Below are 25340 nucleotides of genomic sequence, written 5' to 3'. Positions count from 1 at the left end.
TTAGGATGCCGCAGTACATCCAAGACATCGCCGTCCTCGATGGCAAGTACGATCCGCTCAAATGAGATTCCCGGTTCTGCCTTCAGTGCTTCGTTCTTCTCGGGGTTCCAGCGGAACCTCCTCACGTGGCAAGTGTACTAGATCGTGTGCCTTTTGTCATCACCAGCTTGTGCACCGTCATCGCGGCGAACGATCAGGCTGAGCGGCCGGCGTCAGCCGGTCCGCTCCAGTCTGCTGTTAGGGGCCGTCCCGTTGCATCTACCTGTACGCATCGCTACGATGCCTCACTGCGCTGATGTCCACAACGTGTGCACGGTCGTCGATCGAGTAGATCACGCGATAGTCGCTGACGCGGATACGCCAAAGGTCATTGGCTCCCTGTAGCTTCACGCACCCGGGTGGCCTCGGGGTCGATCCGAGAGCCTCGATGCGCGAGATGATCCGTCGCGCGATCAAGGCGTCGAGCTGTTCGAGCTCACGGCGCGCCGACCGCGCAAAGACGACGGAGTACTCAGCCACGCCGACGTCGCTGTCGCAAGCCCAGGACCCGCTTCTTTACGCTCGCCAGCGATTCTCGTGGCTCAGCCGCACGCCGCTTTGTCAGCGCACGATCGTAGAAGTCCTCCCATAAGCGGCCTTGCTTCTTGAGGTCGATCTGGACGGCCGTCTTGCGGCCCGAACCGTCAACTACGAACTGAATGCCTTTCACGCTGTATCCTCCTTGCTGCGGATAACGGCGCGGGTAACCCGCGGGCCGGGGTGGCGCGGACCGTGCGTTCTTTGCACGGGCCGTGACAGGCCGGACCGACAGGTTCACCCGCAGGTTAGGCTTCACGCGGTCCAGTCGCACTCAGTTGCCCCTTGTGGCGTTCCACGAACCCCATCACCGTCTCGACCGTGGCCATGTCGACCAGCCCCAACCCGAAATGACTCGCCAAGTAGCAGAAGGCGAACGCCAGCCGAGGATCAGACAGCGTCGCTGCCTGGCTGTCCAGGTTTGCTACGTAGCTGGTCAACGCTGCCTCCGTCGCCCGCTTCAGCGCGGCTGAGCGAGAGGGAAAGCGTCGAAACTTCACCGCGACCGCGGGTGCAAGATGAAACAGCTCCCGCGCCCCAAAACGAAGACCTACGACGGGTCCGAAGGGAATGGCTTCTTGAACGTCCGCATATGCCGCTCGAATCTCTTCGAGCCACGCCTCGGGGCTGCGAGGTACGCTTCGTTCGGCCTTCTTCACGATCCCCTCGTGAAGCCTAACGCTCAGTATCTTAAACTGCGTTATCCGGCTGCGTAGTTCTGTATAGCACGACGAACGAGCCCGGCCGAGCTCCGTCGGCACCCGCGTTTCCGCGACCTTGCAGGGCACGCCTTCGTTCCCTTGCCGTGATACACCGCAAGGCACTGCACGATGTCACCTGGGCCTCCGCGGCCAGCCCGATGTGTTTCCCAGCCGCTGAGGTCATGACAGGAACAGCCGGTCGGCGGGGCTGCGGACCCCGGCCGGTCCTCGGTTGAGCACGTGGGTGTAGATCCTCGTGGTGCTGCCGTCTGAGTGGCCGAGCAGTTCCTGCACGGTGCGGATATCGTGGCTCTCTTCCAGCAGGTGGGTGGCACACGAATGCCGGACGGTGTGGCAGGTGGCCTGCGTGGCAATCCCGGCGCCGCGGACCGCATCCTTCACCGCGCGCTGGAGAACGGATGCATGGAGGTGGTGACGGCGACGCTGGCCGGTGAGACGCTCTGGGGTTGAGGAAGCCGTGGTAGTGGTTCTTCGTCGCCACCGCCCCGAGCGCCTCCTCCCCCGCCCCGTACGCCTTGAAGGAGCGCGTCGCGACGAGCGCGAACATGCCCGGCGCGGTCCGGCCCTTGGCCAGCACGGGATGCCCCCGGTTCACGGCCTGCGCGACGAGCGAGCCGCGGGAGGGCCCCTCGCGCATCTTCTCGGCCCCCACCGTGAGCACCAGGTCGTACTCGCCCGAGGCCACCGCCAGCGCGGCGTTGCGCACGGCCTCGATGCCCGTCGCGCAGTACGCCGCCACCCGCGTGACCGGGATCGGGAGGTTCACGGCCTCGAAGATCATGTCGGAGAGGCTCTGGTGGAAGTTCTCCCTGAACTTGATGGTGCCGGTGCCGATGATGGCGACCTTGCCGCCGAGTCCGCCCATGGACTCCTCCTTCAAGTACCCTGCCTGGTCAGGAGCCCGCCTGGCCGCGAGCCGCCCTAAGCCTACCCCGGTCCCCGCGCGGGTCGCAAGTCCTCACTCTGTGGGACAATCCGGCGCATGCGCGCTATGGTGCTGACCAGCCAGGCCGCGGTCGAGACATCGCCGCTCTCGCCGGCCGACCGGCCCATCCCCGAGCCTGGCCCGGGGGAAGCGCGGGTGCGCGTGCGGGCCTGCGGCGCGTGCCGCACGGACATCCACGTGGTCGAGGGCGACCTGCCGGCGCGGCGGCTCCCGCTGATCCCGGGGCACCAGGTCGTGGGGACGGTCGACTCGCTCGGCCCCGGCGCCGCGCGCTTCAGCATAGGTGACCGCGTCGGGATCGCATGGCTTCGCTCGACCTGCGGGCGCTGCCGCTTCTGCCTCTCGGGTCGGGAGAATCTCTGCGCCGATTCCACGTACACGGGGTGGACCCACGACGGAGGCTACGCCGAGTACGCATGCGTCCCGGAGGCCTTCGCCTACGCGATCCCCCCGGTATTCGACGACGCCGAGACGGCCCCCCTCCTCTGCGCCGGCATCATCGGCTACAGGGCGCTCCAGCGCAGCCGGGTGCCGCGAGGCGGCAGGCTCGGCCTCTACGGCTTCGGCTCCTCCGCGCACATCACGCTCCAGGTCGCGCGCCACTGGGGCTGCGCCGTCTACGTCGCGACGCGCGAGCCCGCCCGCCAACGGCTGGCGCTCGACCTCGGCGCCGCCTGGGCGGGCGCGCCGGGCGATCCGCTGCCCGACAAGCTCGATGCCGCCATCGTCTTCGCGCCGGTGGGCGGGCTCGTGCCCGTCGCCCTCCGCGACCTCGACAAGGGCGGCACGGCGGCGCTCGCGGGCATCCACATGACGGACCTGCCCGCCATGTCCTATGAGCCCCACCTCTTCTGGGAGAAGACGCTCCAAAGCGTGACCGCCAACACGCGCGCCGACGGCGAAGCCCTCCTGGCCGAGGCCGCGGCCATCCCCATCCGGCCCCGCGTGACCCGCTACGCGCTTGCCGATGCCAACCGCGCGCTGGCCGACATCAAGTCGTCGGAGGTGGAAGCGACGGCCGTCCTGATGGTCGGCTGAGCCCGCGCAGGGCCGCCGGCGCTAGCCGCCCAAGTAGGCGCGGCGGACGTCGGCGTTGTCGAGCAGGTCGCGGGCGGCGCCCTCGAGCGCGATGCGTCCGCTCTCCATGACGTAGGCCCGGTCGGCCATCCGAAGCGCCAGCGCCGCGTTCTGCTCCACCATCAGGACGGTCACGCCCTGCCGCCGGATCTCCGCGATCACACGGAAGACCGTCTCGACCATGGTCGGCGCGAGCCCGAGTGACGGCTCGTCCAGCAGGAGGAGCCGCGGGGCCGACATGAGCGCGCGGGCGATGGCCAGCATCTGTTGCTCGCCGCCCGAGAGCGTGCCGCCGAGCTGCCGCGCGCGCTCCTTGAGCCGCGGGAAGTGGTGGAAGACGCGCTCGAGGTCGTCGGGGCCCGCGCCCTCACGTCCACGCACGTACGCGCCCATCTCGAGGTTTTCCTGCACCGTCATCTCGGGGAAGATCCGCCGCCCCTCGGGGCACTGGGCGATGCCGCGCTTGAGCACGGCGTGGGCCGGGCGGCCATCGAGCCTCTCGCCAAGGAAGGTGATCGCACCCGCCGTCGGACGGAGGAGGCCCGAGATCGTCCGCACCGTGGTGCTCTTGCCGGCGCCGTTGGCGCCGAGGAGGCAGACCAGCTCGCCCTCGGCAACGCGGAGGCTGACCTGGTGGAGCACCTCCACCGGCCCGTAGCCCACGGAGATCCCGTCAAGGACGAGCAAAAGCGTCTCCCGACCCCAGGTAGGCGCGGATCACCTCGGCGTGGCGCTGGATCTCGGCCGGCGTCCCCTCGGCGATCTTCACCCCGTAGTTCAGCACCACCACGCGGTCGCATATGCCCATGACGAGCTTCATGTCGTGCTCGACGAGCAGGACGGAGAGGCCTCGCGCGCGGATGCCCTCGATCAGGCGCATGAGCCGTTCGGTCTCGACGGCGTTGAGGCCGGCCGCCGGCTCGTCGAGCAGCAGCACCGACGGCGCCGGCGCCAGCGCGATGGCGAGTCCCAGCAGCCGCTGCTCCCCGCACGACAGGCTGCGCGCCGGCTCGTCTCCCTTGTGGCCGAGCCCCACGAAGGCAAGGAGGGTCCGCGCCCGTTCCTCGAGGCGGTGCTCCTCCAAACGATGTGAGCGGGTCATGAGGAGCACGTCGCGCAGGCCCGTGCGGGCGAGCCTGTGGCATGCGGTCAGCACGTTGTCGAGCACGGCGGCTTCCGGGAAGAGGCTCGTGCGCTGGAACATGCGCACGAGGCCGCGCTCCGCGATCCGGTAGGGCGGCTCGGCCGTGATGTCCGCGCCCTCGAAATGCACGCGCCCCGCATCGGGCGGCTGGAAGCCCGTGACGACGTTGAAGGCCGTGGACTTGCCGGCGCCGTTGGGGCCGATGAGCGCCAGGATCTCGCCGCGGCCGAGATCGAGGCTGAGCCCTTCGACGGCCGCGAGGCCGCCGAAGCGCACCGTGACATCCCGCACCGAGAGCGCCGGGCCCGGCGCCGGGGCGCCGATACCCGCCTCGAACGCCGCGCCGCCGGACCCCGGCTCGGCAGGCGCAGGCGCGCCCGCAACGACGAGCCTGCGAAGATAGAACACGAGTCCCCTGGGCATGAACATCACCACCAGGAGCAGGATGACGCCGTAGAGCAGCATGCGGTAGAAAGCCGCCATCCGCAGCAGCTCGGGCACGAAGGTGAAGACGAGCGCGCCCACCGCGGGGCCAAGCACGGTGCCCTGACCGCCCGCGACGACCATGACGGCCATCGTAACCGTGTTCTGGAAGCCGAAGAGCTCGGGGGAGAGAAAGGTGATGTAGTGGGCGTAGAAACCGCCGCCGGCGCCGGCCAGGAGGCACGAGACCACCATCGCCAGCATGGTGTGGCGGTAGGCGCTGATCCCCGAGGACTCGGCCAGGCTTTCGTTCTCGCGCACGGCGCGGAGCGCGCGCCCCACGCGCGAGCGCAGAAGCCGCGCCGTCACCCACAGCGTCGCGCCCGCAAGGACCACCATGAGGTAGTAGTAGTCGCGCTTGCCGGTGAGTGTGAAGCGCTCGGCGCCGAGATTGAAGGGCGGCACGCCGGCGAGGCCCATGGGCCCCTGGGTCAGGTCCATCCAGTTGGTCGCCACGAGCCGGGTCACCTCGGCGAAGCCGATCGTCACGAGCACGAAGTAGGCGCCCCGGAGCCTGAGCGTGACCATGCCGAGGAGCCAGCCTGCCACACCCGAGACGAGGGCCGCCGCCGGCAGCGTGAAGACAGGCGAGAGGCCGAAGTGGAGCGAGAGCAGTCCCGACGCGTAGGCGCCGATACCGAAGAACGCCGTGTGGCCGAGGTTCAGCTGGCCGGCTGCCAGGAGGAGGTTCATGCCGGCCGACAGCAGGAAGAAGATGCCGCCCATGATGAGCAGGTGGAGGTAGTAGTCGTCCACGCCGAGAAGCGGCAGTACCAACAGCAGCGCGGCAGCCGCAAACCCCCAGGGCACCGTGGAGCTCACCGTGGCAGCCCCTTCGTGACGAAGAGGCCCTGCGGCCGCCACACGAGAAGCAGGATGATGAGGACGAAGCCGATCGCGTCCTTGTAGCCGGAGGAGATGTAGCCGGCGCCCAGGCTCTCGGCCACGCCAAGGAGCAGGCCGCCCACGATGGCGCCCAGGAAGTTGCCGAGCCCGCCCATGATGACGACGGCGAAGGACTTGAGCGCCGCCAAGTCCCCCATCGCGGGGTACACCCAGAAGACGGCGCCCAGGAGCGCGCCCGAGGCGCCCGCCAGCGCCGCGCCGAAGCCGAACGTGAACATGTAGATGCGGTCCACGTCCACGCCCGTCAGCCGCGCCATGTCGGTGTCCTGGAAGGTGGCGCGCATGGCCCGCCCGAGCCGCGTCTTCTGGATGAACAGGTGCGCGCCCACGATCAGCGCGACGGCGACGGCGCCCGCGAAGACGCGGATCGCGACCACGTGGATGGTCCCGAAGGTCAGCGGCACCGGGGAGAACGGGTGCCTGATGGTCTTCGGCGACGGGTCCCAGATGAGGATCGCCGCGTTCTGGATGATGACGGACAGCGCCACCATGGCGAGCATGGGGATCTCGATGGGCTGATCGCGCAGGCGTCGCAGGATCAGCCGCTCCACGACCGCGCCGACGAGCGCGACGCCCGTCACCGCCAGGAGGCACGCGACGAAGAAATTGACGCCCCACAGCGAGAAGAGCGTGTAGAGGAAGAAGGCGCCCAGCATGAAGAGCTCGCCGTGGGCGAAGTTGACCACGCGCATGATGCCGAAGATGAGGGTGAGGCCGATCCCCATCAGGGCATAGCCGCCCCCCAGGATGAGGCCGTTGACGACGTGCTGGACGAGCTCGGCGATCATGGGCGCAAAGACGGCGGGCGCCCAAACGGGCGCCCGCCGCGCGTGCTGCCGGCCGGCGTGTTTCCAGCCGCGCGTGTTTCCAGGAAATCGGCCGCCGCTACTTGGCGGCGGACATCTCCCACAGCTTGGAGCTGGGCGTCATGGCCACGACGGAGTACTTGCCGTCCTTGACCTGCGCCACGATGATGTTGCAGTAGCTCTGCCCGTTCTGGTCGAACTTGTTCAGGCCGTAGAGGCCGAGCATCTCGAGTGTCTTGAGCGCCGCCATGATCTTGGGCGCCGTCGGCTCCTTGGCCGCCTCGATGGCCTTGGCGACCACGTTGACCGCGTCGAAGCCGCGCATGCCCTCGACGATGCCGATCCACGGCAGGTTGCGCTTCTTCCACTCCTCGACATAGGCCTTGCTGGCGTCCGGGTCGCCCGCCATGGCGTGGTCGTACGGGTTGTAGAAGTTGATGAACATCGTCCCCTCGGCCGCCTTCGGGCCCGCCAGCTGGATGATGGAATCGGGCCACGCCGAGCCGCCTGTCACGAGCACCTTGACGTTGAGGCCGAGCTCCTTCATCTGCTGGAGCATCTTCGCGGTCTTCGGCGCGTCGTCGGTGATGACGATGCTGTCCACACCGGCCGCCTTGAACTTCGTCAGCTGGGCGTAGAAGTCGGTGTCGGCTTGGCCCACGTACTCGACCGCCTCAATCGTGGCGCCGTTCTTCTTGAAGGCCTCGCCGAAGGCGACCACGGCCCCGCGGCCCCAGTCGGTGTTCACCGCCATGTAGCCGATCTTCTTCATGCCGAGCTTCGGGATGAGGGCGCCGGCACCGACGGCCTCGAGCTCGCTGGTCGGGCTGATGCGGCTGACGACCTTCTGGCCGGGCGTCTTGGGGTCGGTGATCTTGCCGGAGCTGGAGGTCTCGACAACAATCGGAACGCCGTGCTGGGCGGCCAGCGGCATCATGGCGAGCGTCATGGACGAGCCCCACGCTCCGATAATCACCGGCACCTTATCGCGCACGATGAGCTTCTCGGCCGCGTTGCGGGTCTCGGCCGGATCGGACTTGTTGTCCTCGATGACCAGCTCGAGCGGGCGGCCGAGCACACCGCCCTTGGCGTTGATCCGGTCCGCGGCGATCTTGGCAGCGTTGGTGATGTAGGAGCCGGACGCGGCGACGGGCCCCGACAGCGGCTGGATGAGGCCGACCTTGATGGGCTCCTTCGTCTGCGCCTGCGGCGCCCCGACCGCGAGGGCTCCTGCAAACGCCGCCAGCACTGCCAACGTGATGACCTTGAATATCTTCATGAAGCGCCACCCTCCTTCGCTGCTGGTGAAGAACGTCCGGGGCACGGGCCAACGAGAGGCCCTAGTTATAGCCGAGGCCCCCACGGGAAGCAAGCGCTTGCCTCCGCAGAGCGGCACACCCGCTCAACCCTGGACCGCGACAGGCTGCTCGCCCTCGGCGCCCGCGCCTGCCTCGTCTTCATGGCGGGGCTGCGGCTCAAGATGCCAAAGCCGCCCCAGGCCTTCGAGCGCGTCTAGTCGCCACGATCGTGATTTGCCGCCGACCAGCGCAACCGTGGACCAAACGTCAGGTTCTCTGCGCCACGGGCCCAAACTGCTCACCTTAGAAAGTCTTGCGGCACGGACGTTGCGGGAATAAGAGGCGCCAGCCGGGTGTTTCCACCTAACAAGGCCAGCCCTTCTCAAGGGGGCTCAAGTGCCGGTTGATTGGATGCGGCTGCTGAGCGGCGCGCCGACTGAAGCGACAGCGAATGGAACAACGTACATCAACGGCACTTTCCACAGCAGCGACGCCGGCCACAGCCCGTGGAACATGGCGTCACCTTGATTGATTCCGACAAGAACAGTTCCGACGATGGCGGCCACAGCCGACGGTCGCCGGAGCATCGGAACGGACTTATCGGCACGTGTCGTGCCCGTAGGCCACTCGATAGAAAACCGTCGATGCCGGGGTGATGAGCCCGCCAAGGAGGCCGCCATGGCAGTTGAGCATCGTATTCCGTCTTGCCTGTTCCTGCTCCGGGTGGGTGTGTTCATCGTCATGTTCATGTGGACACTGGACAAGTTCGTGAACCCGGATCATGCGGCCCAGGTCTATGCGTTCTTTTTCGCCATCGGCGGCCTTGGCGCGACGGCCTTCTACGTGATCGGCGGGCTCGAGCTGCTCGTCATCCTGGCCTTCGTCGCCGGTCTCTTCAAGCGCTTCACGTACGCTATCGTGCTGCTGCTGCTGCACGCTGGGTCCACCCTCGCGGCGTGGCGTCATTACCTGGACCCGTTCTCGAATCTCCTCTTCTTCGCCGCCTGGCCGATGCTGGCTGCGTGCGTGACGCTCTACCTGCTGCGAGACCTCGACACCCTCTGGGTGATTCCGACAGGCGCGCACGCCTCCACCCCAAACCGCTGAGCCCGTTCCCGTCAGGCCGTCGAAGCACCCGCCAGCTGTCATCGGCTGGCGGATCCGACCGCGGAGACTGCTCAGCGCGCCTGCTTCTTGTAGTGCTGGACGAGGCCCAGCACGTCCTGCCAGACAAGCCGGCCGATCGGCCCCGTGCTGTACTGGGCGACCGCGATCGTGCGGTCAGGCTTGACGACAAATCCGGTTGCGTGCAGGAAGCCGCGACCCTCCTCGAAGAAGGCCCCAAGCGTCGCCGCCGTCTCCTTGACTGGCAGCCCGAAGCCTATGGGCATGCTCAGCCCGAGCTCGGCCACTGTCTCGGCCGCTTTCTCTTGCGGATCGGTGGAGGCAGCGATGGCGCGGATGTCTTCAGCCTGCAGCTTGTCCTGGGCCCGGTCGAAAGCAGCCAACTGCTGCTTGCAGTAGGGTCACCAGTGGGCGCGATAGATCAGGAAGACGCCCCAGCCGTTCCCGAACCCCTCCGGAAGCGCCACGCGCCCGTGCTTCACGGTGTCCATCGAGAGGCCCGGAAACATCTCCCCGCCGTCAAGAATCCGTGCGCCTGCTCTCGTCATCAGTCGCTCCTTGTCATTCCATCAGGAATCGGAGGGCTGCCGGGGCCAGTGTACCAGCCGGGGGCTGGGGTGGAGCAGGCATCAGCCGGTGCTCACGGGTGCGAGGAGCTGCCACTCAGCAGGCTGTGACCACCGCGCCGCCATGGTGATCCGCCGCCATGGCGTCGAACGCGGAATCGAGGCACCCGCCGTCGCGCTCTGTCGGCGATGCCGGAGCCGACACGGCGGAGCCCGCGGGCCCGTGGGGCCACAACGCCAAGTGCCCCTCCCTCCAGGCGACAGCCAAGGCCGCCAGCAGCAGGCCCACGAACAGCGCTTCAACGAGCCTCCAGGAGTAGCAGCGCACTCAGGAACCCTCCTCAGCTGTGTGAACCGGCGGAGGGGCTGTATTATTCCTGGCTCGAGCCGGGCCATGCCTGCGCGAGCCGGATGGCGCACCAGGCGCCAGCCCCCATCGCGGCGGTCGCGAGGACACTCTGCACGGCGAAGATCGACAGACCTGTCAGGGCGTGTCCGATGTTGCATCCCCCGGCCAGTGTGCCCCCGGCGCCCATGAGCAGCCCTCCGCAGAGGCGGCGGGGCACCTCGATCGCGGCGGGCGCGCGCCACGCGACCGGGCCCGCGATGCGCGCGCTGAGCCATGAACCCAAGGGCACGCCGGCGATCATGAGAGTCCCCCAGAGGGGGACAGCCGTCCCGCCGAGCAGGAGGATGTCGACAAGGGAGCGGCTCGGGCCCGTGGCCGAGAGCCCCCATTGCCATCCGGCGTGGGCTCCGGTCACCCACGCCAGCACTCCAACAGTGCCAAGGGCGGCCCCGGTCAGGCGCCACGACCAGAGCCCGCCCCGCGGCGCGCTGCCCCGCAGGAGCCCCAAGGCGAGCCCGAGCAGAGTCAGCGCGAGAACCACGACCATCGCCGGAGTCACACCGGTGACCGAGGGGATGGCAGTGGGCAACGGACTGGAAAGCCCCAGAGCCTCGATGCTCATCCTGAGCGGGGCGAGAACACCGCGCTCAGCCATGACACCGCCTATGGCAAATCCCATCGTCGTCACGGCAGCCCCCAGGCTTCCGGTCCCGACCCGGGACCAGATGGAGGTCGCTCAACCCTTACCCATGACCATGCCGACGCCGAAGATGAAGCCGCCGATCAGGGCCGCCCAGATCTCGACGGCCGGCCGGAACACCACGAGCCATCCCACGCCGGCAAGCCCATTGACCACGGCCACCTGAAGGCCGAGGGCCACGAGCCAAGCGCGAATCGAGAGCCCCAGCCGGCGCGCCAGCACCTCACGGAAGGCCGAGTGCATGCAGAAATCGCCGCGGTGGAGCACGACCCCGAGCAACGCTCCGACAACAAGTCCGGACAGGGAAACCATCGGATATCTTCCAAACCCTCACACACGGTCTTCTATTCCGGCCCCTTGCCCCGCCAGGAATAAACGGCGATCGATGCGGGTTCTCTCAACCAGACAGACCACAGAACCCCTTGGTTAAGGAGGTGAGACGAAAATGATCCGAAAGACCTTTGTGACCCTCTCGGTGGCGGCGGTGCTTGCCATGGCAGCCGCGGCGCCCGCCGCCGCTCAGCAGAGCAACCCCTGCGCGGCGAAGAAACCCGGCGCGACCCAGTCGGCCAACCCCTGCGCCGCCAAGAACCCGTGTGGCGCCAAGAATCCCTGCGCCGCGAAGAACCCGTGTGCCGCCAAGAACCCCTGTGCGGCCAAGAACCCGTGTGCCGCCAAGAATCCCTGCGCCGCGAAAATGCCGGACGCGAAGAAGTAGCCATGACGGTGACCTGGGGCCGGGGCCGACCCGATTGGGCGGCTCCGGCCTCCGGCGCACAAAGGAGAACTGGATGAAGGCTGTGAATCGCATGCTGGTCGTGGCAGCCGCCGCATCTCTTGCCATCGCGGGTGCGACCCAAGCGGTAGATCCGGGTGCCCAGTTGCAGATCGCCCAGGCCAAGAACCCGTGCGCCGCCAAGAATCCCTGTGCCGCCAAGAACCCCTGTGCCGCAGGGGCGAAGGTGGATCCCAAGCTTGTCACGCGCCCCAAGGGCACGAAGCTGGCCGACTCCCCGCGGGCCGAACTCCTTAAAGAAGGCGAGCGTCTTTGGAAAGACACAAAGCTCAGCACCAATGGGCTCGCGTGCCAGACCTGCCACGTCAACAACGCGGCCTTCAATCCGACCTTCGGCAAGGCGTATCCTCATCCCGTGGCCATGGCCAAGGATCGCGCCGGGCTCAAGCAGATCAACACGGACGAGATGGTGCAGTTCTGCCTGATCGTGCCCATGCTGGCGAAAACGCTGCCCTGGGACTCGCGGGAGCTGGCGGCGCTGACGGCCTATACGCGCGAGGTCCAGAAGACCTTCAAGCCCGGCGCGGCAGCGACAGCCAATCCCTGCGCGGCCAAAAATCCGTGCGCAGCAAAGAACCCGTGCGCGCCTAAGAAGTAGGATCGCCCGACGCCCCGGCTTCGCGCGTGCGGCTTCGCCCGCCGCAGCGTGGAAGGCCGGGGCGGTTCCTTTCCGGGCCGGGTGTTTGTCGATTCAGCGGACCGCCAGAGCCGTGTCCACGATGGCCCTGAAGATCGGATCGAGCTCGGCCGCGACGGCCTTGACCTCGGGGTTCTTGTAGGGGGCGAAGACCGCCGAGGGCGGCGCGTAGCTCACCGTCGCGGTGCCGTCGGCGTTCTCGTACACGTAGATCCGGATCGGCGCCTCGAAGCCGGCCTGCGGCTCGGCGGCGAGCAGGCGCACCGCGAAATCGTTCCGGAAGACCATCAGCACCTGATTGCCCTTGATGGTGACGCCGCGCCCGGCAGCCCCGCGCTGCGCGTTGGCGTGGCAGACAACCGCCATCTTGTGGTCGGCGACGGCCTTCTCGAGCGCCTCGGCTACTTTCTGGAAGGGCGCCCGGCTCGTGCCGGTGATGCGCCCGTCCTGGGCCAGCGCGGGCGAGACGGCGAGGGCGGCTGTGAAGACAACTGCGGCGACGACTCTGACGATCACGGACGATCCCCTTTCACTCTCGGGTGAGTGGCACGTCGCGCTCGAAGATGACGAAGGCTGAGCCGCGCGCGGCTCGCTGCGCCTCCCGAATCTGTGCCGTGCCAGCGCCGGCCCCGGCGGCGAGCAGCGACTCGAATAATCCCGCGTAGAACTCGTCGGGCCTGACCGTGACCGTTCCGCGAAAGCGCAGGCCCGTTCGGTCCACGCGGCGGCGGAACACGAACCGGGCCTGCCCGCCCGCCGGAATGCGCGTATCCGCGATCTGCCGGGAGAGATCGAGGGCCACCTGACGGCCGATCATTCGCTCCTCGGCGCTGCCCGGCACCGGCCGCCCGGCCCGGTCGATGAGTTCCCCGCGAACGACCACCAACGGGGTGACGTAGGTCGGGAAGTGGTGGCCCACCCCGACGCTGGCGATGGTGAGCGTCACGACCGCCTCGTCACCCGGGCGCTCCGCATCGAGGGTGATCCGGAGCGCGCCCCGCACAGTCTCGGGATCGTGAATGCCCCGCCAGAGGTGGCGCCGATCCGGCATGTGGCAGTCCTGGCACTGCACGCCGCGCGCGGCGAAGGAACTCGCCCGCCACTCCTCGTAGGTGTTCTCCAGCAGCGTCCCGTTGAGCGCGAAGCCGTCAGGCTGGAACTGGTGGCAGCTCGCGCAGAACTCCGACTGGAGAAAGGCCCGGGTCCGCGTCACGCCGTTATGGGGCAGGCTCTGGCGTGGCGCCGCCGCGGCCTTCGAGCCCTCCCGCCGCGGCGGGCCGAAGCGCTGATGCCCGCGGACATGGCAGCCGGCGCACACCAACCCCTGCGCCTGGAGCGAAGCGTCGAAGGCCGGGATCTGGGATGCCTGCTCGGCCAGAGGCGCGTGGCAGTTGAGGCATGCGCGCGCGTCCTCCGGATCGGTCTTGACCATCTCGACGAGCTGGCCGGCGACTCCGGGACCCATGCTCTTGGAGTGAAGGCTCGTCTTCCAGTCGGCGAACTGAGCCGGGTGGCACGTCCCGCAGCTCTGCGGCACCAGGGACCTCTCGATTGGAGAGAAGCGCTCGGGCGGAGCGCCCTGCGGTGGAATGGGCCGGCGCCAGTGCCGATTCAGGAAGTCGCGCTCGGCCGGAGAAACACCCGGTCGACGCTGGGCCTGACCGAGGGCCTGTTCGCTGCCGGGGAGCAGGAGCAGGCATATCCCCAGCAGGATTGTTGACCAACAGGGCCTCATAACAACCAGTGAACACCTGCTCACGTAGGCATATTCCCCGGGGGACCCACCGGGCGGAATATCCCGGGCCCGCGACGGGTTATCGACAAAAGGGCCTGGCAGGGGGGCTGGCAGTTCGGCCAAGCTCTAGTGTATTGACTCATAAGTAGATTGACTTATAATCGCCATCTGCACTATGCTATCGAGCATGAGCCGGACCGCTGCTCCCATCGTCTTGGCGCCCGAAGAGCGGGCCACGCTGAAGAGCTGGACCCGGGGCCGACGCCTTTCGTATCGGCAGGTGGTCCGGGCGAAGATCATCACGCTGGCCGCGGATCGCGTCCCGAACCAGGACATCGCCGCGGCCTTGAAGGTCTCCCGCCCGACGGTGCAACTGTGGCGCGAGCGGTTTCTGGCCCTGCGCGTGGCCGGGTTGGAACACGATGCGCCGCGGCCCGGCCGCAAGCCGCGGATCTCGGAGCGAACGGTCCGCGCGGTGGTGGAAGCCACATTGCACACGGCGCCGCCCGCGGCCACGCACTGGAGCACGCGCACCATGGCGCGGGCCCAAGGACTCAGCCAAGCCACGGTCCAGCGGATCTGGGTGCGCCACAACCTCAAGCCGCATTTGGTCAAGACCTTCACGCTCAGCCGCGATCCGCAGTTTGTCGACAAGTTGACGGATGTTGTGGGGTTGTATCTGAATCCGCCCGACAAGTCCCTGGTGTTGTGCGTGGACGAGAAGAGCCAAATCCAGGCGCTCGACCGCACGCAACCCGGGCTGCCGCTCAAGCGGGGCCGCTGCGGCACGCACACGCACGACTACAAACGCAACGGGACGACGACCCTGTTCGCGGCACTCAGCATGCTCGACGGCAAGGTCATCGGCGATTGTATGCCCCGCCATCGGCATCAAGAGTTCATTCGCTTCCTGACGCGCATCGACCGCGACATCCCGGCCGGACTCGATCTGCATCTGATCGTCGACAACTACGGCACGCACAAACACCCCCGGGTGACGGCCTGGCTCCGCCGACACCCGCGGTTTCATTCGCACTTCACCCCAACGTCGAGTTCCTGGTTGAACTTGGTCGAACGGTGGTTCCACGAACTCACCGACAAACGGATCCGGCGCGGGGCGTTCCAGAGCGTGGCGGCCCTCATCACGGCCATTCACGAGTACCTCAGCCAGCACAACCAGCAACCGCAGGTGTTCGTCTGGAGTGCTCCGGTGGAACGCATCTTGGCCAAGATCGCCAAATGTAAAGAAGCGTTAGAGTCACTACACTAGGTGGCTTCGAAAACGAGCTCGGGGCATGAAGGAGCCGGAATGACCTGCTTGCGCCGCTTCATCGTACTCGCCGTGCTATCGACCCTGGCGGCCGTCGGCAGCGCCGATGCCGACATGCTACGCACCGATCTCGGCAAGGCCCTGATCCCGCTCGAGGAGATCATCGCCGGCGGCCCGCCGCCCGACGGCATTCCCCCCATCGACAAGCCCGTCTTCGTCTCACCGGCCGCGGCGGACGCTTGGCTCAAGCCCACGGAGCCGGTGCTCGGCTTCCGCGTGGGCTCCGACGCGCGGGCCTATCCGCTGCAGATACTCATCTGGCATGAGATCGTCAACGACGTGGTCGGCGGCCGGCCGGTGGTGGTGACGTTCTGCCCTCTGTGCAACGCGGGCCTCGTCTTCGATCGCGTCCTGAGCGGCACGAGGCTCGACTTCGGCACCTCGGGCAAGCTCTGGAAGAGCGATCTGCTGATGTACGACCGGGAGACGCATTCGCTCTGGTCCCAGATGGAGGGACGCGCTGTCGTCGGCGCGCGGGCCGGGGCCCGGCTCACGCCGCTGCCCGCGAACACGCTCGCGTACGAGGACTTCAAGGAAGCGTATCCCGGCGGCCGCGTGCTCTCGCGGGAGACAGGCGTGAGTCGCGCGTACGGGCGCAATCCCTACGAGGGCTATGACCAGCCGGGGAGCCACCCCTTCCTCTTCCAGGGCGCGCCCGATCCGCGCCGGCCGCCCAAGGAGCGCGTTGTAGGCCTGGCGCTTGGCGGCGTCGCCCGCGCCTATCCGTGGCCCGTGCTCGCTCGCCGCGGCGTGACGCACGACGACTGGGCCGGCGAGCGACTCGTCGTCTTCTACCGGCCGGGCGCGCTCTCGGCGCTCGATCAGTCGCAGATCACCGCCTCGCGCGCGGTCGGGGCGACGGCGGTCTACAGCCGGGTCGTGGACGGCCGCGCGCTGGCCTTCGAGCCCGTGCCCGCGGGCTTCCGCGATGCCGAGACGGGCAGCGTGTGGAACCTGCTCGGTCGCGCTGTCTCGGGTCCGCTCGCGGGTCGCGAACTCCGCCCACTCCCGCACGTGGACGCCTTCTGGTTCGCCTGGGTGGCCTTCCACCCGGCCACTACTATTCACGACGTTCAGCCATGATCAGCGCGTTGCTCCTCGCGACGCTCGTCGGGACATGGTCCCCAGCCGCCGTGGGGCTCGACCCGATGTCCGAGACCGATCTCTGGCGCGCGGCCGGCATCTCGCGGGCCGCGGGCCCACGTGCCGCGCCGCCGCTGGAGCTGGAGGACCTGGCCGGTCACCGGATGAGCCTTCGCCAGCTCCGTGGGCGGGTCGTGCTGGTGTACTTCTGGGGATCGTGGTGACCGCACTGCACGAGGGAGTTGCCCTCGATCGACGGGCTGCATCAGGCGCTGGCGCAGGATGGGCTCTCCGTCCTCCTCGTGAATATCGGCGAGTCACGCCAGAACGTCGCCCGGACCGCGTCGTCACGCCGCTACGCAGCGCCGGTGCTGCTTGACCCGAGTGGCAAGGCTGCCGATAGCTTCGGCGTCCGGGGCACACCGACAGTGTTCATCATCGGTCGGGACGGGATGATCCTGGGAAGCGCCGTCGGCCCGCGGACCTGGACGGAGCCGGCGGGCCTCGCGCTGCTCGAGGCCCTACTCCTGGCCAAGCCACAGCTTGATGGCACCCGGATCCTGCCCGCAGCCCGGGGCCGGTGATCGCGCGGGCTCGTCGCGGGCGGACCACTCCTACCGCACTTTCGTGCGATCTGGGGTGTCCACGTAACCGGCGGTTCACTAAATCGGGCCCGGTTTCCTTGGGCACAGGTTTGACTCATCATGCTGGTGACCAAGGAGGCCGACGTGGGCAAGCAACCGGACAAGGGGACGAGCCCGTTGACGTCGAAGGGCGCGGTCGAGGGAGCGAGATGAAGAGCAACGTCGGGTCGCCTGCTGTCACGTTCGCGCTGAAGGACACCGCGGGTACCGTTCGTCGTCTCGATCAGTTTCGCGGCCACTGGCTGCTGATGGTCTTCCACCGCCACCTCGGCTGACTGCCCTGCCAAGAGCACCTGTCGCAGTTGCGACGGCACGAGGACGAGTTCGAGGGGCTGGGCTTCGAGGTCGTCGTCGTGACGTTCGAGGCCCGGGAGCGTGCCGCGGTGTACGTGCGGGAGACGGGTCTCCGATGGCCCCTGCTGATTGACCGGCAACGTGTGCTCTATCGCGCCTATGGGATGGGTCGCGGTCGGTGGTCAGCGATCTGGGGGCCCGCCACTTGGTGGGCGTACCTCCGGTTGATCGGCCGGGGTCGCCGGCTGAGACGCCCCACAGGCGACGTCCACCAGTTGGGGGGCGACGTTCTCGTGGACCCGCGGGGGATGGTGGCCTTTCATCATGTCGGGAGCGGTCCGGCGGATCGGCCGCCAGTTGTGCTGCTCCTCGAGCAGGTCCGACAGGGCCGGCGCGACTATCGATAGGCATTTCAGATACCCGCAGTGGCGACTTCCCATTTCGGGCTCGCCTGGAATAGATGGCTCATGTTGGGGTTTAGCATATAGAGGGGGTGCCTCGGGAAGCCTATGCTCAGGTGGATCAGGGATGGTGGCCAGGTCAGCGAGTTCGAAGGCGTCGCCCTCGTGCACCTGGATCTCCTGTACCGGGCGGCGCTCCGGCTCACGCACAACCGGGCCGAGGCCGAGGACCTGGTCCAGGAAACATGGCTCCGGGCGCTCCGGCACTTCGACCAGTTCGACCCGGGCAGCAACTGCCGGGCCTGGCTCCTGACCATCCTGCGAAACGCGTTCTTGAACCGCGTGCGCCGGGAGGGCCGGGAGATCCTCGAGAGCGACATGGCGGCTACCGAGGCGGGCGCGGCCAGGCTCGAGGAGGCCTCCGTCGCGCGCTCGAGCCCTGAGGAGGACTTCTTCCAAACAGTGCTCCACGGCGATGTGGACCGGGCCCTGAAGACGCTGTCTCTACCGTTCCGCCTGGTGGTGACGCTGGCGGACCTCGAGGGCCTCACGTACAAGGAAGTCGCCCAGGTGCTGGACTGTCCAATCGGTACCGTGATGTCACGCCTATCGCGCGCCAGACAGCTGCTGCGCAAGGAGCTGGTCACGCTGGCGCACGAACATGGGTACAGCAAGGAGTCGCGATGAACTGCCGAGAGTTCGACGCCCGGCTGCACGCGTTTGCGGATGGTGAGCTTGATGCAGGACCGATGGCCGACGCCGAAGCCCACGTGTCGACCTGCCCCGACTGCCATGGACGGGCGGACGGGGAACGCCGCTTCCGGCAGCTGCTCCGCCGGCAGCCGAGGGAGACAGCGCCGCCCGAGTTCCGGGCGCGGATGTTGGCGCTGGCACGGCGCGAGCGCACCCGGAAGAAGGTCCGGGTTTGGCTCGGCACGCCCGCGCTCGCGGCCGCCGTCCTTCTCCTCGCGTTCGTGCTCATGGCACGGTCGCTGCCGACCGGAGGCCGTGAGCCCGAGCTCGTTGCAAGCCTCGTGGACAAGCACCTCGCCTATGCGCAGTTGGAGGGCCCGGCCGAGTTCTCCTCGACGGAACGCCCGGCGGTAGCGGCCTGGTTCCGCCAGCGCACCGGCCTACGCGTCTCCGTGCCCGACCTCTCGCCCGCGGGGATCCAGCTGGTCGGCGGGCGTATCGCTGAGGCCGACCAGCGTAAGGTCGCCTACCTCCTGTATGAGAAGGGGCGCGTCCTGATGTCGGTCTTCATGGTGCCCGAGGTCGGGCGGCGCGCGCCGCTCGCCGGTAGGCCGATGGGTTTCGGCGGCCACGAGTATCTGGCCCAGGAGCGCCAGGGGCTTCGCACCGTATCGTGGCGGGACGGCCAGACCCTGTTCAGTCTCGTGTCCACACTCGACTACGACGACCTGCTCGAGTGCGCCGAGCAGCTGCGAGCCGAGCGTGCCCGCGAGGCGCGCCTCTGAGCCGCCCGGCCACTGATCGCGACGAGCTCCGTCGGCTCTTGGAGGGGCTCGACCGTGCAGGCACGACCGTGATGGACCTGGTCCGCGAGGGCCGGCCGCAGGTGCCCTGGACGCTCTACCCGGGCGAGGACGGCATCTTCGACCGGCGCCGGCGGAGCCAGTTCTACTACCACGCGCACGCAGGCGCCAACCACGAAGCCGGTCACTTCCATACGGTGCACCTCATCGCCATCTCATCGATGTCCGGACGGTCGCGAACCCGCCGTCCCCATCGTCCAGGAACTTCCCGTATGTCGGGGTCACCTAGACCAGAGGAGATATGACCAAGCTCAGGGTGCAGGGTGTCGCGTTCGACATGTACGGTACGGTGGTTGATGTCGGAGCGGTCGCGGAAGCGTGCAAGGCCGTCGCCTCCGATCCCGTGGCCTTCAACAACCAGTGGCGGGCCAAGCAACTCGAGTACACTTTCCTCCGGAGCGCGATGGGCAAGTACCAGGACTTCTGGACGGTGTCCCAACAGGCCTTGGCGTTTACAATTCAGCGTTTCGGCTTGACCGTAAGTCCGGAGCAACGGAAGCGGCTCATGGAGTCCTGGCTTCAGCCCACCGCCTATCCGGAAGTGGCAGCAGCGTTGCCCCGGCTCAAAGAACACCTCCCGCTTGCCATCCTGTCGAACGGAAGCCCGATGATGCTCCGCGTGGGGCTCAAGCGCGCCGGATTCCGTTCACACTTTCAATGGGTGCTCAGTGCGGATGCGGTCAAGACCTACAAGCCTTCACCCAGGGTGTACCAGCTCGCCCCGACGGCGATGAAGTTGCAGAAGCAGCGGATCCTGTTCGTCTCCTCCAACGCCTTCGACGTCCTTGGAGCGAAGAGCTTTGGATTCAGGGTCTGCTGGATCAACCGGGCCGGAGCTCCACTCGATCCCCTCGGGCCAGAGCCCGACATCGTAGTGAGAGGTTTTGACGAGCTCGAAGCGGTGATAACGGCTTGACCAATTCTCGGCTGTGCACCCCCTCGCCATGTGGGTGATCCCGGTCCGGATGGAGGCGGTGGAGACGCACATCCACGCCGATCGGCGCCTGGCGTTTCAGGTGCTGACCGCCTTCGGGGCCAGCCAACCCGACGGAGGGTCCTCCACGGTGCTCAAGGATGAGGGACACCGGAAGCTGGTGGAGTTCCGCTCTCTCATCCCCACCGCTGCCGGAGGCAAGCAGATGGTCCGGACTGTCGAATCGGTGACCCTTCACGAGCCCGAGGCAATCGACTTCGAGGGCGTCGAAGGCCCCCTGCCCTTCCTCCGGGACCGCTTCGTGCTGGCGGACACGGGCGGCTGCACGAGCTTTCGCTACGAGAGCACGTTCGGCCTGAAGGGGTGGATCGTCGGCTGGCTGATCGGCAGGCGTCGCGTGAAGCCGCGCCTCAGCCGCTTCATGCGAGAGCATACCCATGCCCTGAAGGTGACCATCGAGGAGCGGGCCAGGCAGAGCCGTGTCTTTCCGTATCGGGGGTGCGCCCTCGCCACGGACTTGGAAGGCGGCTCGTGATGTCGATGGACCGGGCGGGCCTCAAGATCGGGCTGCTGGCGGGGCTGGTCGGCATCTCCTGCTGCGTGAGCCCGGTCGTGATGGTCCTGCTCGGGCTCGCCTCGGTCTCCTTCGCGATCAGCCTGGGCAACACTCTCTACTACCAGTACGGCTGGTACTTCCGGGGTGCGGCGCTCGTGCTGGCCGTGGCGGGTGTGATCGGCATTCTGCGCGGCCGCAATGCCTGCACCCTGCGAGGCGCGCGGTCCCAGTGGCGGCTGCTCCTCACCGTGGCGCTGGCCATGGCCGCAGCGTACGTCTCGCTCTACTGGCTCACCGCCTATCTCTCGCGCTCGGCGTCCTGACGCGCTCCAGGTCGTCCGATGTGGCTACTTACGCTTTAGCAGCGGGTCGAGGTGGCCGGCGAGCCAAGGCCCGTCCGCTGGGCCCACCCGGCGGGCGGCGATGGCACCGTCTCGGTCAATGACGATGGTGAGGGGCATCCCCTTGAAGCCGAAGCGCTTGGCCACGGACAGGTTGGGATCGAGCCCTGCCGGGTAGGTGGCACCGTGGGCCTTGAGGAAGCGGCGGGCGTCAGCCTCCTCGTCCTGCACCTGTACCCCGAGGAACTGCACGCCCTGTTGCTTGTACTTCCGGTAGGCCTGCTCGAATGCAGGAGACTCCTGCACGCAGGTGGGTCACCAGGAGGCCTGGAATCGGACGACCAGGATCCGCCTGCCGATCTCGGCCCTGGAGTCGAAGGTCTTCCCGCCCTGGATCAGGGGCAGGGTGAAGGTCGGCGCCGGTGTGGCGGCCCACGTCACGGCGGCCGCCACCAGGAGCATTCCAGCAACTAAGGCTCGTCGCATCGTCTTAGGCCGCCTGTCTGCGGACACGCCTAGTCATCCGCCTGGAGAAACTCGCGAACGAGCCGCCTGTGGGCGAGGAACAAGTAGCCGCCCATCATGAGTGTCGCGAGAGCGTTGGCCATGATAATCGTCCACCACGCCACCGTCGCGAAGAGCCACTCGGCCAAAATGGCGATTGCCCCCACCACGAACACCTCGAAGCAACAGAACAACATCACCAGCGCGATGAGCAGGCGTGGCTCTCGATCCGCGAGAGCCAGGAGCCCTGCGACGATCAGTCCGAACACGAGGAACACGACACCGTGGACCAATGTGTATTGGAGGACCAGCACGGCGGTCACCGCCGGGTGGAGGGGGTCCGTAACCCCGTGGAAGAGAACGCCCCCTAGGAGGGCCGGTGTCCGGAACGGCGCGCCGGCCATCGCGTCCACCAACAGGAACCACACGGCTACGGCCGACGCACCGAGCATGCCGACCATCACTCCCTCGCGCATCACGCGTTTCCACGTGACCGCGGGCTGTGCCAGGACGGTCGGATCTCCCCGAGTGCTCAAGGCCGGCATCACTCTCTTCGTAAGTGAAACCCCGAACCCTATGATTTCATTCCGGCGCGGTCTCGGCCCTCCTCCCCTTGTTCGAGACCCCCGAATCTCTCGTTGCGAAGTGCCTTGCGACTCACTCCGCTGCGCGACGCTACCTGACCGATCAACAGACCGTCCCGTCCCATGCTGAAAGCCGCGGGCGCCGCTTTACGTCAACCCTTCCGACGGCGGTGCGGAGAGGCTGCGCGTGGGCTGGAATCTTCTCGGTACAGCGCCTCGACGAGTGGGCAGTCCGATTGTGTCCCATCGGCGCATTTTGCGACGGTCTCGTTGAGTACGCGCTCCATCGCCCGGAGGTCGGCGATCTTCGCACGGACATCCTCGAGGTGCGCTGCGGCCACGACCCGGACCTCCGCGCACGGGCGCTTGCGCTCGTCGGCGAGCTTGAGCAGTGTCCGGACCTCGTCGATCGAGAAACCGAGTGACCGGGCCCGCCGGATGAAGGTCAGCCGCTTGAGGTGCTGGTCTCCATACTGGCGGTAGCCTCCGGGACTTCGCACGGGCGCCGGGAGGAGCCCAACACGCTCGTAGTACCGGATCGTTTCGATGTTGCAGCCGGTGCGCTTCGAGAGGGGTCCAATCGCCACGCGGGACGACGCGATGTCCATGCCGGCCTCCCTGCCTTTGAAAATAGCGCTTGAGTCTCTAGTTACTACAGGCTTTATCGTCTCGCCACAAGGGGGCCAAGGGGTACTCGAGGAGCAAGGCAGCCACTAGGGCCCGCGGAGGCGAATTTTCGGAGGTCTTCTCAGCGGAGGGCAAGGATGGCGAACCGGCAAGTGACGGTCTACTGGTCGACGACCTGACAGTCGTGTCACGCGGCGAAAGAGTTTCTTTCGTCTCACGGGATCGAGTTCACCGCCAAGAACGTGGCCGAGGATACGGCAGCCCGCGACGAGCTGGTCGCCAAGACCGGGCGGATGGCGGTGCCTGTCATCACGGTGGATGACGAGGTGATCGTGGGCTTCGACCGGGGCCGCCTCAAGCGGCTCCTGGGGATATGACGGTGCCGACCGTTCGCTGCCCCGATTGTGGCGAGCTGGTCACGTTGCCCCCAGGGACCCGGTCTGGCGGCCTGGTGGATTGCCCCAACTGAGCGGGGCATGCCCTCCGGGTGAGGGATGAAGGGAGCCGCTGGGTCGCGACCCTGGCGCATCGGGTGAGTTGCCCCGGCTGTGGCCGGCTGTTGACGCTTTCGGAAGACGCCAAGGCCGGGGACCTGGTCGAATGCTGCGGTCGGCGTTACCGGTTGACGCTCGAGTACGGTGCGTTTGCCGCGGAAGAGCTATAGGAGGGAGTCATGCGGCGTGATTGGTGGCTCGTGCTTGGTGTCATCGGAACTGCCCTCACGTGTCTGGCCTGTCTGACGCCGGTCGCGGTCCTGGTGCTCGGGGCGATCGGCCTCGGCGCCTGGACGGGCCGCCTGGATCTCGTCCTGCTCCCGCTGCTCCTGGGCTTTGTCGTGCTGGCCGTGTATCGCTACCGGCTCATGCGGGGGAGGATGCGATGAGGTTGGGCTCGATAGACGAGGGCCCGGCCGCCTGGGTCGGCGCCGCGCTCCGCAGGCCCGCGCCCGGCGGCGCTTGAGCGACCAGGAATAACGAGATCGGGCACTGTGTTTACTTGATACAGGGGAACAACGGGGCCGATGACGCCAAAGCCCCGTGAGACAGTCAACCCGCGAGCCCCGTCTCCGCGCTGCGCAGACGCCGGTCGCCTTGGAAATGGAGCCATGACCCACGAGCCAGACCTCCGAGAGCACAAGCCCCCACCCGAGTCCATGTGCAGCACCTGACCAACCACCCTTCTCGCCCTTCTCGTGTGGAAGGGACTTCGGGCGATATGGCGACATGGCCACGCGCTGGTCACTCGGTTGCTCACTGCCTCAAAGGAAGCGCCCGCAACCGCTGCGGGTACGGGTTTTGAGAGGCGCCCACCACCTTCTTAGGGACGGGCTTTAGGGAGTGACGGCATGACCTGGTTCAGCTTGCTGCTTCTGTTTGGTGGGCTCATGGCCCTCTTCGTGATCTGGGACCTCGTCTTCTGCGGCGGCCGGCGATGCAGGGAGCTGGGCTCGCGCACCTCGAACCTCTTCCAAGGGCCCGGCGACCGCCGGCCGCCGCCGGACTGACCCGGGCGGCACCCTTCGCGACCTGCGAGCTCAGCATCGTGAACTCGACAGAAACCAAGCCTTCCCTAGGAGCCAGCGGATCAGCGACGGCTCATCGGCGCGCCTACTTGAAGTGCTTCACGACCTTCTTCGCCATGAGGTCGATCTGCTTCGGGTCGTCGGACACCGGCCCCAGCACGAGGTACTCGAGCCCGGACTTCCGCAGGTCGTCGATCCGCGCGTTGATGCGGTCGATGCTGCCGACCATGTAGCACTCCTGCAGATGCTCGTAGCTCCGGTGGGTGCCCATGGCGCGGAGGAACGGCGCCTTCGACTGCGCGACGGCCTTGTCGTGGCTCGCGGTGTCCACGAGGTGGCTGAAGTTGCAGTGTCCGAAGGTGAGCTTCTTGGGGTCCTTGCCCATGTCCTTCGCGTGCTGCCGGATCTGCACCCAGTCGCGCTTGACCCACTCCTGCTTGCCCGAGCAGCGTGAGAGCCAGTTGCCGGCCTTGACGACGCGGTCCATCACGGTCGTGGCGATGAGCGGCACGTCGTGGTCGGTCGGGTCGGGCACGCGCGAGCCGCCCGAGACCCAGATGGCCGGCATCTTCGGCGGGCGCGGCTCGATGGTCACATCGTTGAACTGGTAGTACTTGCCCTGGAACGACGCGTTCGGCTTCGTCAGCAGCAGCGTCACCGCCTCGATGATCTCGTCGGTCCGCTTCCCCCGTTCCTCGATGCGCGAGCCCGTCACCTCGTATTCTCGGGCGTACCACCCGGGGCCGACTCCGAACATATAGCGGTTCTCCGAGAGATGGCAGAGCGTCGAGATCTCCTTCGCCAGGATCACCGGGTGACGCACCGGCAGCACCAGGATGCCCGTGGCGATCTTGACCTTCTTGGTCAGCGCCGCGGCGAAGGCCAGCGAGTTGAGCGGCTCGAGCCACGCATTGCCATAGAGCCCCGGCGCCGACAGGAGATGGTCGATCACCCAGACGTCGATGCCGTGGTCTTCGCACTTCTCGATGGACTCGCGGATGCGCTTGACGTTCTTGGGGTCGCTCTTGCCGCCGCTCCACGCATACGTCGGAATCCAGGCGCCGAACTTCAGCTTGGCCATCGCGGACATCCTCCTCG

At 67.4% G+C, this 25340-nt stretch carries 34 protein-coding genes and 5 pseudogenes; 18 read left to right on the top strand and 21 right to left on the bottom strand.

The features are described from left to right. The 5 genes and pseudogenes from Q7W02_23735 to Q7W02_23715 all read right to left on the bottom strand — a co-directional run. Window positions 1-125 (bottom strand): toxin (locus Q7W02_23735; protein ID MDO8479145.1); only part of this gene is annotated, 125 nt, incomplete at its 3' end. Between the two features lie 133 nt (window positions 126-258). Beyond that, entirely contained in the window at window positions 259-519 is a 261-nt protein-coding gene (locus tag Q7W02_23730; GenBank protein ID MDO8479144.1) for a type II toxin-antitoxin system RelE/ParE family toxin, read from the bottom strand. Beyond that, window positions 512-709 (bottom strand): hypothetical protein, encoded by a 198-nt coding sequence (locus Q7W02_23725; protein MDO8479143.1) that lies wholly within the window; start codon window positions 707-709, stop codon window positions 512-514. The genes Q7W02_23730 and Q7W02_23725 overlap by 8 nt, the downstream gene beginning before the upstream one ends. A 115-nt stretch (window positions 710-824) precedes the next feature. Beyond that, on the bottom strand, window positions 825-1235 hold the full coding sequence (locus Q7W02_23720) for a hypothetical protein (protein ID MDO8479142.1): 411 nt from the start codon (window positions 1233-1235) through the stop codon (window positions 825-827). 222 nt (window positions 1236-1457) lie between these two features. Beyond that, a pseudogene (locus tag Q7W02_23715) lies at window positions 1458-1736 on the bottom strand (tyrosine-type recombinase/integrase). 544 nt (window positions 1737-2280) lie between these two features. Here Q7W02_23715 and Q7W02_23710 point away from each other — a divergent pair. After that, a complete protein-coding gene (locus Q7W02_23710; protein ID MDO8479141.1) occupies window positions 2281-3282 on the top strand; it encodes a zinc-dependent alcohol dehydrogenase family protein in 1002 nt (333 codons plus the stop codon). Window positions 3283-3303: 21 nt separating this feature from the next. On the opposite strand, the gene Q7W02_23705 is transcribed toward Q7W02_23710, so the two are convergent. The 5 genes from Q7W02_23705 to nrtS form a co-directional block, all read right to left on the bottom strand. Continuing rightward, window positions 3304-4008: an ABC transporter ATP-binding protein gene (locus tag Q7W02_23705; GenBank protein MDO8479140.1), complete on the bottom strand. Its 705-nt coding sequence runs from the start codon at window positions 4006-4008 to the stop codon at window positions 3304-3306. Beyond that, window positions 3995-5770 (bottom strand): branched-chain amino acid ABC transporter ATP-binding protein/permease, encoded by a 1776-nt coding sequence (locus Q7W02_23700; protein MDO8479139.1) that lies wholly within the window; start codon window positions 5768-5770, stop codon window positions 3995-3997. Before Q7W02_23700 ends, Q7W02_23705 begins: the two co-directional genes overlap by 14 nt. Next, window positions 5767-6639, bottom strand: coding sequence for a branched-chain amino acid ABC transporter permease (locus tag Q7W02_23695; protein MDO8479138.1), 873 nt, complete (start codon window positions 6637-6639; stop codon window positions 5767-5769). The genes Q7W02_23700 and Q7W02_23695 overlap by 4 nt, the downstream gene beginning before the upstream one ends. 100 nt (window positions 6640-6739) lie before the next feature. Next, window positions 6740-7939: an ABC transporter substrate-binding protein gene (locus Q7W02_23690; GenBank protein ID MDO8479137.1), complete on the bottom strand. Its 1200-nt coding sequence runs from the start codon at window positions 7937-7939 to the stop codon at window positions 6740-6742. Window positions 7940-8350: 411 nt separating this feature from the next. Further along, window positions 8351-8524 carry a nitrate/nitrite transporter NrtS gene (nrtS, locus tag Q7W02_23685; GenBank protein ID MDO8479136.1) on the bottom strand — a complete coding sequence of 58 codons (174 nt, stop codon included), beginning with the start codon at window positions 8522-8524 and terminating at the stop codon, window positions 8351-8353. 112 nt (window positions 8525-8636) lie between these two features. On the opposite strand from nrtS, the gene Q7W02_23680 reads away from it, so the two are divergent. Further along, on the top strand, window positions 8637-9065 hold the full coding sequence (locus Q7W02_23680; GenBank protein MDO8479135.1) for a hypothetical protein: 429 nt from the start codon (window positions 8637-8639) through the stop codon (window positions 9063-9065). A gap of 71 nt (window positions 9066-9136) precedes the next feature. Here the strand turns inward: Q7W02_23680 and Q7W02_23675 are convergent. The 4 genes and pseudogenes from Q7W02_23675 to Q7W02_23660 form a co-directional block, all read right to left on the bottom strand. Then, window positions 9137-9472: pseudogene (locus Q7W02_23675) on the bottom strand (redoxin domain-containing protein). A 12-nt stretch (window positions 9473-9484) separates the two neighbouring features. Next, a complete protein-coding gene (locus Q7W02_23670; GenBank protein MDO8479134.1) occupies window positions 9485-9631 on the bottom strand; it encodes a hypothetical protein in 147 nt (48 codons plus the stop codon). A 115-nt stretch (window positions 9632-9746) separates the two neighbouring features. Further along, window positions 9747-9977 carry a hypothetical protein gene (locus tag Q7W02_23665; protein ID MDO8479133.1) on the bottom strand — a complete coding sequence of 77 codons (231 nt, stop codon included), beginning with the start codon at window positions 9975-9977 and terminating at the stop codon, window positions 9747-9749. A 43-nt stretch (window positions 9978-10020) separates the two neighbouring features. Continuing rightward, a pseudogene (locus Q7W02_23660) lies at window positions 10021-11010 on the bottom strand (YeeE/YedE family protein). A 133-nt stretch (window positions 11011-11143) separates the two neighbouring features. Here Q7W02_23660 and Q7W02_23655 point away from each other — a divergent pair. Both Q7W02_23655 and Q7W02_23650 read left to right on the top strand, forming a co-directional pair. Continuing rightward, on the top strand, window positions 11144-11416 hold the full coding sequence (locus tag Q7W02_23655; protein MDO8479132.1) for a hypothetical protein: 273 nt from the start codon (window positions 11144-11146) through the stop codon (window positions 11414-11416). Between the two features lie 73 nt (window positions 11417-11489). Next, the gene (locus Q7W02_23650) at window positions 11490-12092 is read left to right on the top strand and encodes a cytochrome C peroxidase (GenBank protein ID MDO8479131.1); all 603 of its coding nucleotides are present in this window, start codon (window positions 11490-11492) and stop codon (window positions 12090-12092) included. Window positions 12093-12185: 93 nt separating this feature from the next. Here Q7W02_23650 and Q7W02_23645 read toward each other — a convergent pair whose 3' ends face one another. Together Q7W02_23645 and Q7W02_23640 are read right to left on the bottom strand one after the other, a co-directional pair. Further along, on the bottom strand, window positions 12186-12647 hold the full coding sequence (locus Q7W02_23645) for a DUF302 domain-containing protein (protein MDO8479130.1): 462 nt from the start codon (window positions 12645-12647) through the stop codon (window positions 12186-12188). A 13-nt stretch (window positions 12648-12660) separates the two neighbouring features. Next, window positions 12661-13668, bottom strand: coding sequence for a multiheme c-type cytochrome (locus tag Q7W02_23640; protein MDO8479129.1), 1008 nt, complete (start codon window positions 13666-13668; stop codon window positions 12661-12663). Window positions 13669-14053: 385 nt separating this feature from the next. On the opposite strand from Q7W02_23640, the gene Q7W02_23635 reads away from it, so the two are divergent. The 11 genes and pseudogenes from Q7W02_23635 (at window position 14054) to Q7W02_23585 (ending at window position 20987) form a co-directional block, all read left to right on the top strand. Beyond that, window positions 14054-15136 carry an IS630 family transposase gene (locus Q7W02_23635; GenBank protein MDO8479128.1) on the top strand — a complete coding sequence of 361 codons (1083 nt, stop codon included), beginning with the start codon at window positions 14054-14056 and terminating at the stop codon, window positions 15134-15136. A 39-nt stretch (window positions 15137-15175) separates the two neighbouring features. Beyond that, window positions 15176-16279 (top strand): DUF3179 domain-containing protein, encoded by a 1104-nt coding sequence (locus Q7W02_23630; GenBank protein MDO8479127.1) that lies wholly within the window; start codon window positions 15176-15178, stop codon window positions 16277-16279. Further along, window positions 16276-16503, top strand: a complete 228-nt coding sequence (locus Q7W02_23625; protein ID MDO8479126.1) for a hypothetical protein — start codon at window positions 16276-16278, stop codon at window positions 16501-16503. The genes Q7W02_23630 and Q7W02_23625 overlap by 4 nt, the downstream gene beginning before the upstream one ends. A 12-nt stretch (window positions 16504-16515) precedes the next feature. Continuing rightward, window positions 16516-16863 (top strand): annotated as a pseudogene (locus Q7W02_23620) (TlpA disulfide reductase family protein). Window positions 16864-17072: 209 nt separating this feature from the next. Further along, a complete protein-coding gene (locus Q7W02_23615; protein ID MDO8479125.1) occupies window positions 17073-17198 on the top strand; it encodes a hypothetical protein in 126 nt (41 codons plus the stop codon). Further along, the gene (locus tag Q7W02_23610; GenBank protein MDO8479124.1) at window positions 17199-17624 is read left to right on the top strand and encodes a SelL-related redox protein; all 426 of its coding nucleotides are present in this window, start codon (window positions 17199-17201) and stop codon (window positions 17622-17624) included. It abuts the gene before it with no gap. 102 nt (window positions 17625-17726) lie between these two features. Next, window positions 17727-18305: a sigma-70 family RNA polymerase sigma factor gene (locus Q7W02_23605; GenBank protein MDO8479123.1), complete on the top strand. Its 579-nt coding sequence runs from the start codon at window positions 17727-17729 to the stop codon at window positions 18303-18305. Next, window positions 18302-19096, top strand: a complete 795-nt coding sequence (locus Q7W02_23600) for a zf-HC2 domain-containing protein (GenBank protein ID MDO8479122.1) — start codon at window positions 18302-18304, stop codon at window positions 19094-19096. The genes Q7W02_23605 and Q7W02_23600 overlap by 4 nt, the downstream gene beginning before the upstream one ends. A 319-nt stretch (window positions 19097-19415) precedes the next feature. Then, window positions 19416-20090, top strand: a complete 675-nt coding sequence (locus Q7W02_23595) for a haloacid dehalogenase type II (GenBank protein ID MDO8479121.1) — start codon at window positions 19416-19418, stop codon at window positions 20088-20090. A 58-nt stretch (window positions 20091-20148) separates the two neighbouring features. Then, the gene (locus tag Q7W02_23590; protein ID MDO8479120.1) at window positions 20149-20643 is read left to right on the top strand and encodes a hypothetical protein; all 495 of its coding nucleotides are present in this window, start codon (window positions 20149-20151) and stop codon (window positions 20641-20643) included. After that, the gene (locus Q7W02_23585) at window positions 20643-20987 is read left to right on the top strand and encodes a hypothetical protein (GenBank protein MDO8479119.1); all 345 of its coding nucleotides are present in this window, start codon (window positions 20643-20645) and stop codon (window positions 20985-20987) included. The genes Q7W02_23590 and Q7W02_23585 overlap by 1 nt, the downstream gene beginning before the upstream one ends. Window positions 20988-21011: 24 nt before the next feature. Here the strand turns inward: Q7W02_23585 and Q7W02_23580 are convergent, their stop codons facing one another. From Q7W02_23580 to Q7W02_23565, 4 genes are all read right to left on the bottom strand, one after another. Further along, window positions 21012-21311 (bottom strand): TlpA disulfide reductase family protein, encoded by a 300-nt coding sequence (locus Q7W02_23580; protein ID MDO8479118.1) that lies wholly within the window; start codon window positions 21309-21311, stop codon window positions 21012-21014. Between the two features lie 9 nt (window positions 21312-21320). After that, window positions 21321-21491, bottom strand: coding sequence for a hypothetical protein (locus Q7W02_23575; protein MDO8479117.1), 171 nt, complete (start codon window positions 21489-21491; stop codon window positions 21321-21323). A 29-nt stretch (window positions 21492-21520) separates the two neighbouring features. Continuing rightward, window positions 21521-22045: a hypothetical protein gene (locus Q7W02_23570; GenBank protein MDO8479116.1), complete on the bottom strand. Its 525-nt coding sequence runs from the start codon at window positions 22043-22045 to the stop codon at window positions 21521-21523. Between the two features lie 200 nt (window positions 22046-22245). After that, complete coding sequence (locus Q7W02_23565; protein MDO8479115.1) at window positions 22246-22701, bottom strand: helix-turn-helix domain-containing protein; 456 nt, start codon at window positions 22699-22701, stop codon at window positions 22246-22248. Between the two features lie 216 nt (window positions 22702-22917). On the opposite strand from Q7W02_23565, the pseudogene Q7W02_23560 reads away from it, so the two are divergent. The 3 genes and pseudogenes from Q7W02_23560 to Q7W02_23550 all read left to right on the top strand — a co-directional run bounded on the left by Q7W02_23560 (window position 22918) and on the right by Q7W02_23550 (window position 24224). Further along, a pseudogene (locus Q7W02_23560) lies at window positions 22918-23097 on the top strand (glutaredoxin family protein). A gap of 296 nt (window positions 23098-23393) precedes the next feature. Then, a complete protein-coding gene (gene merF, locus Q7W02_23555) occupies window positions 23394-23603 on the top strand; it encodes a mercury resistance system transport protein MerF (GenBank protein ID MDO8479114.1) in 210 nt (69 codons plus the stop codon). Between the two features lie 462 nt (window positions 23604-24065). Then, window positions 24066-24224: a hypothetical protein gene (locus Q7W02_23550; protein MDO8479113.1), complete on the top strand. Its 159-nt coding sequence runs from the start codon at window positions 24066-24068 to the stop codon at window positions 24222-24224. Window positions 24225-24327: 103 nt separating this feature from the next. Here Q7W02_23550 and Q7W02_23545 read toward each other — a convergent pair whose 3' ends face one another. Further along, window positions 24328-25323 (bottom strand): LLM class flavin-dependent oxidoreductase, encoded by a 996-nt coding sequence (locus Q7W02_23545; GenBank protein MDO8479112.1) that lies wholly within the window; start codon window positions 25321-25323, stop codon window positions 24328-24330. Window positions 25324-25340 lie beyond the last annotated feature (17 nt).

Source organism: Candidatus Rokuibacteriota bacterium, assembly GCA_030647435.1.
Lineage (GTDB): Bacteria > Methylomirabilota > Methylomirabilia > Rokubacteriales > CSP1-6 > AR37.
Note: the sequence above shows the minus strand (reverse complement) of the source record. Positions and strands in the feature narration are given on the sequence as shown.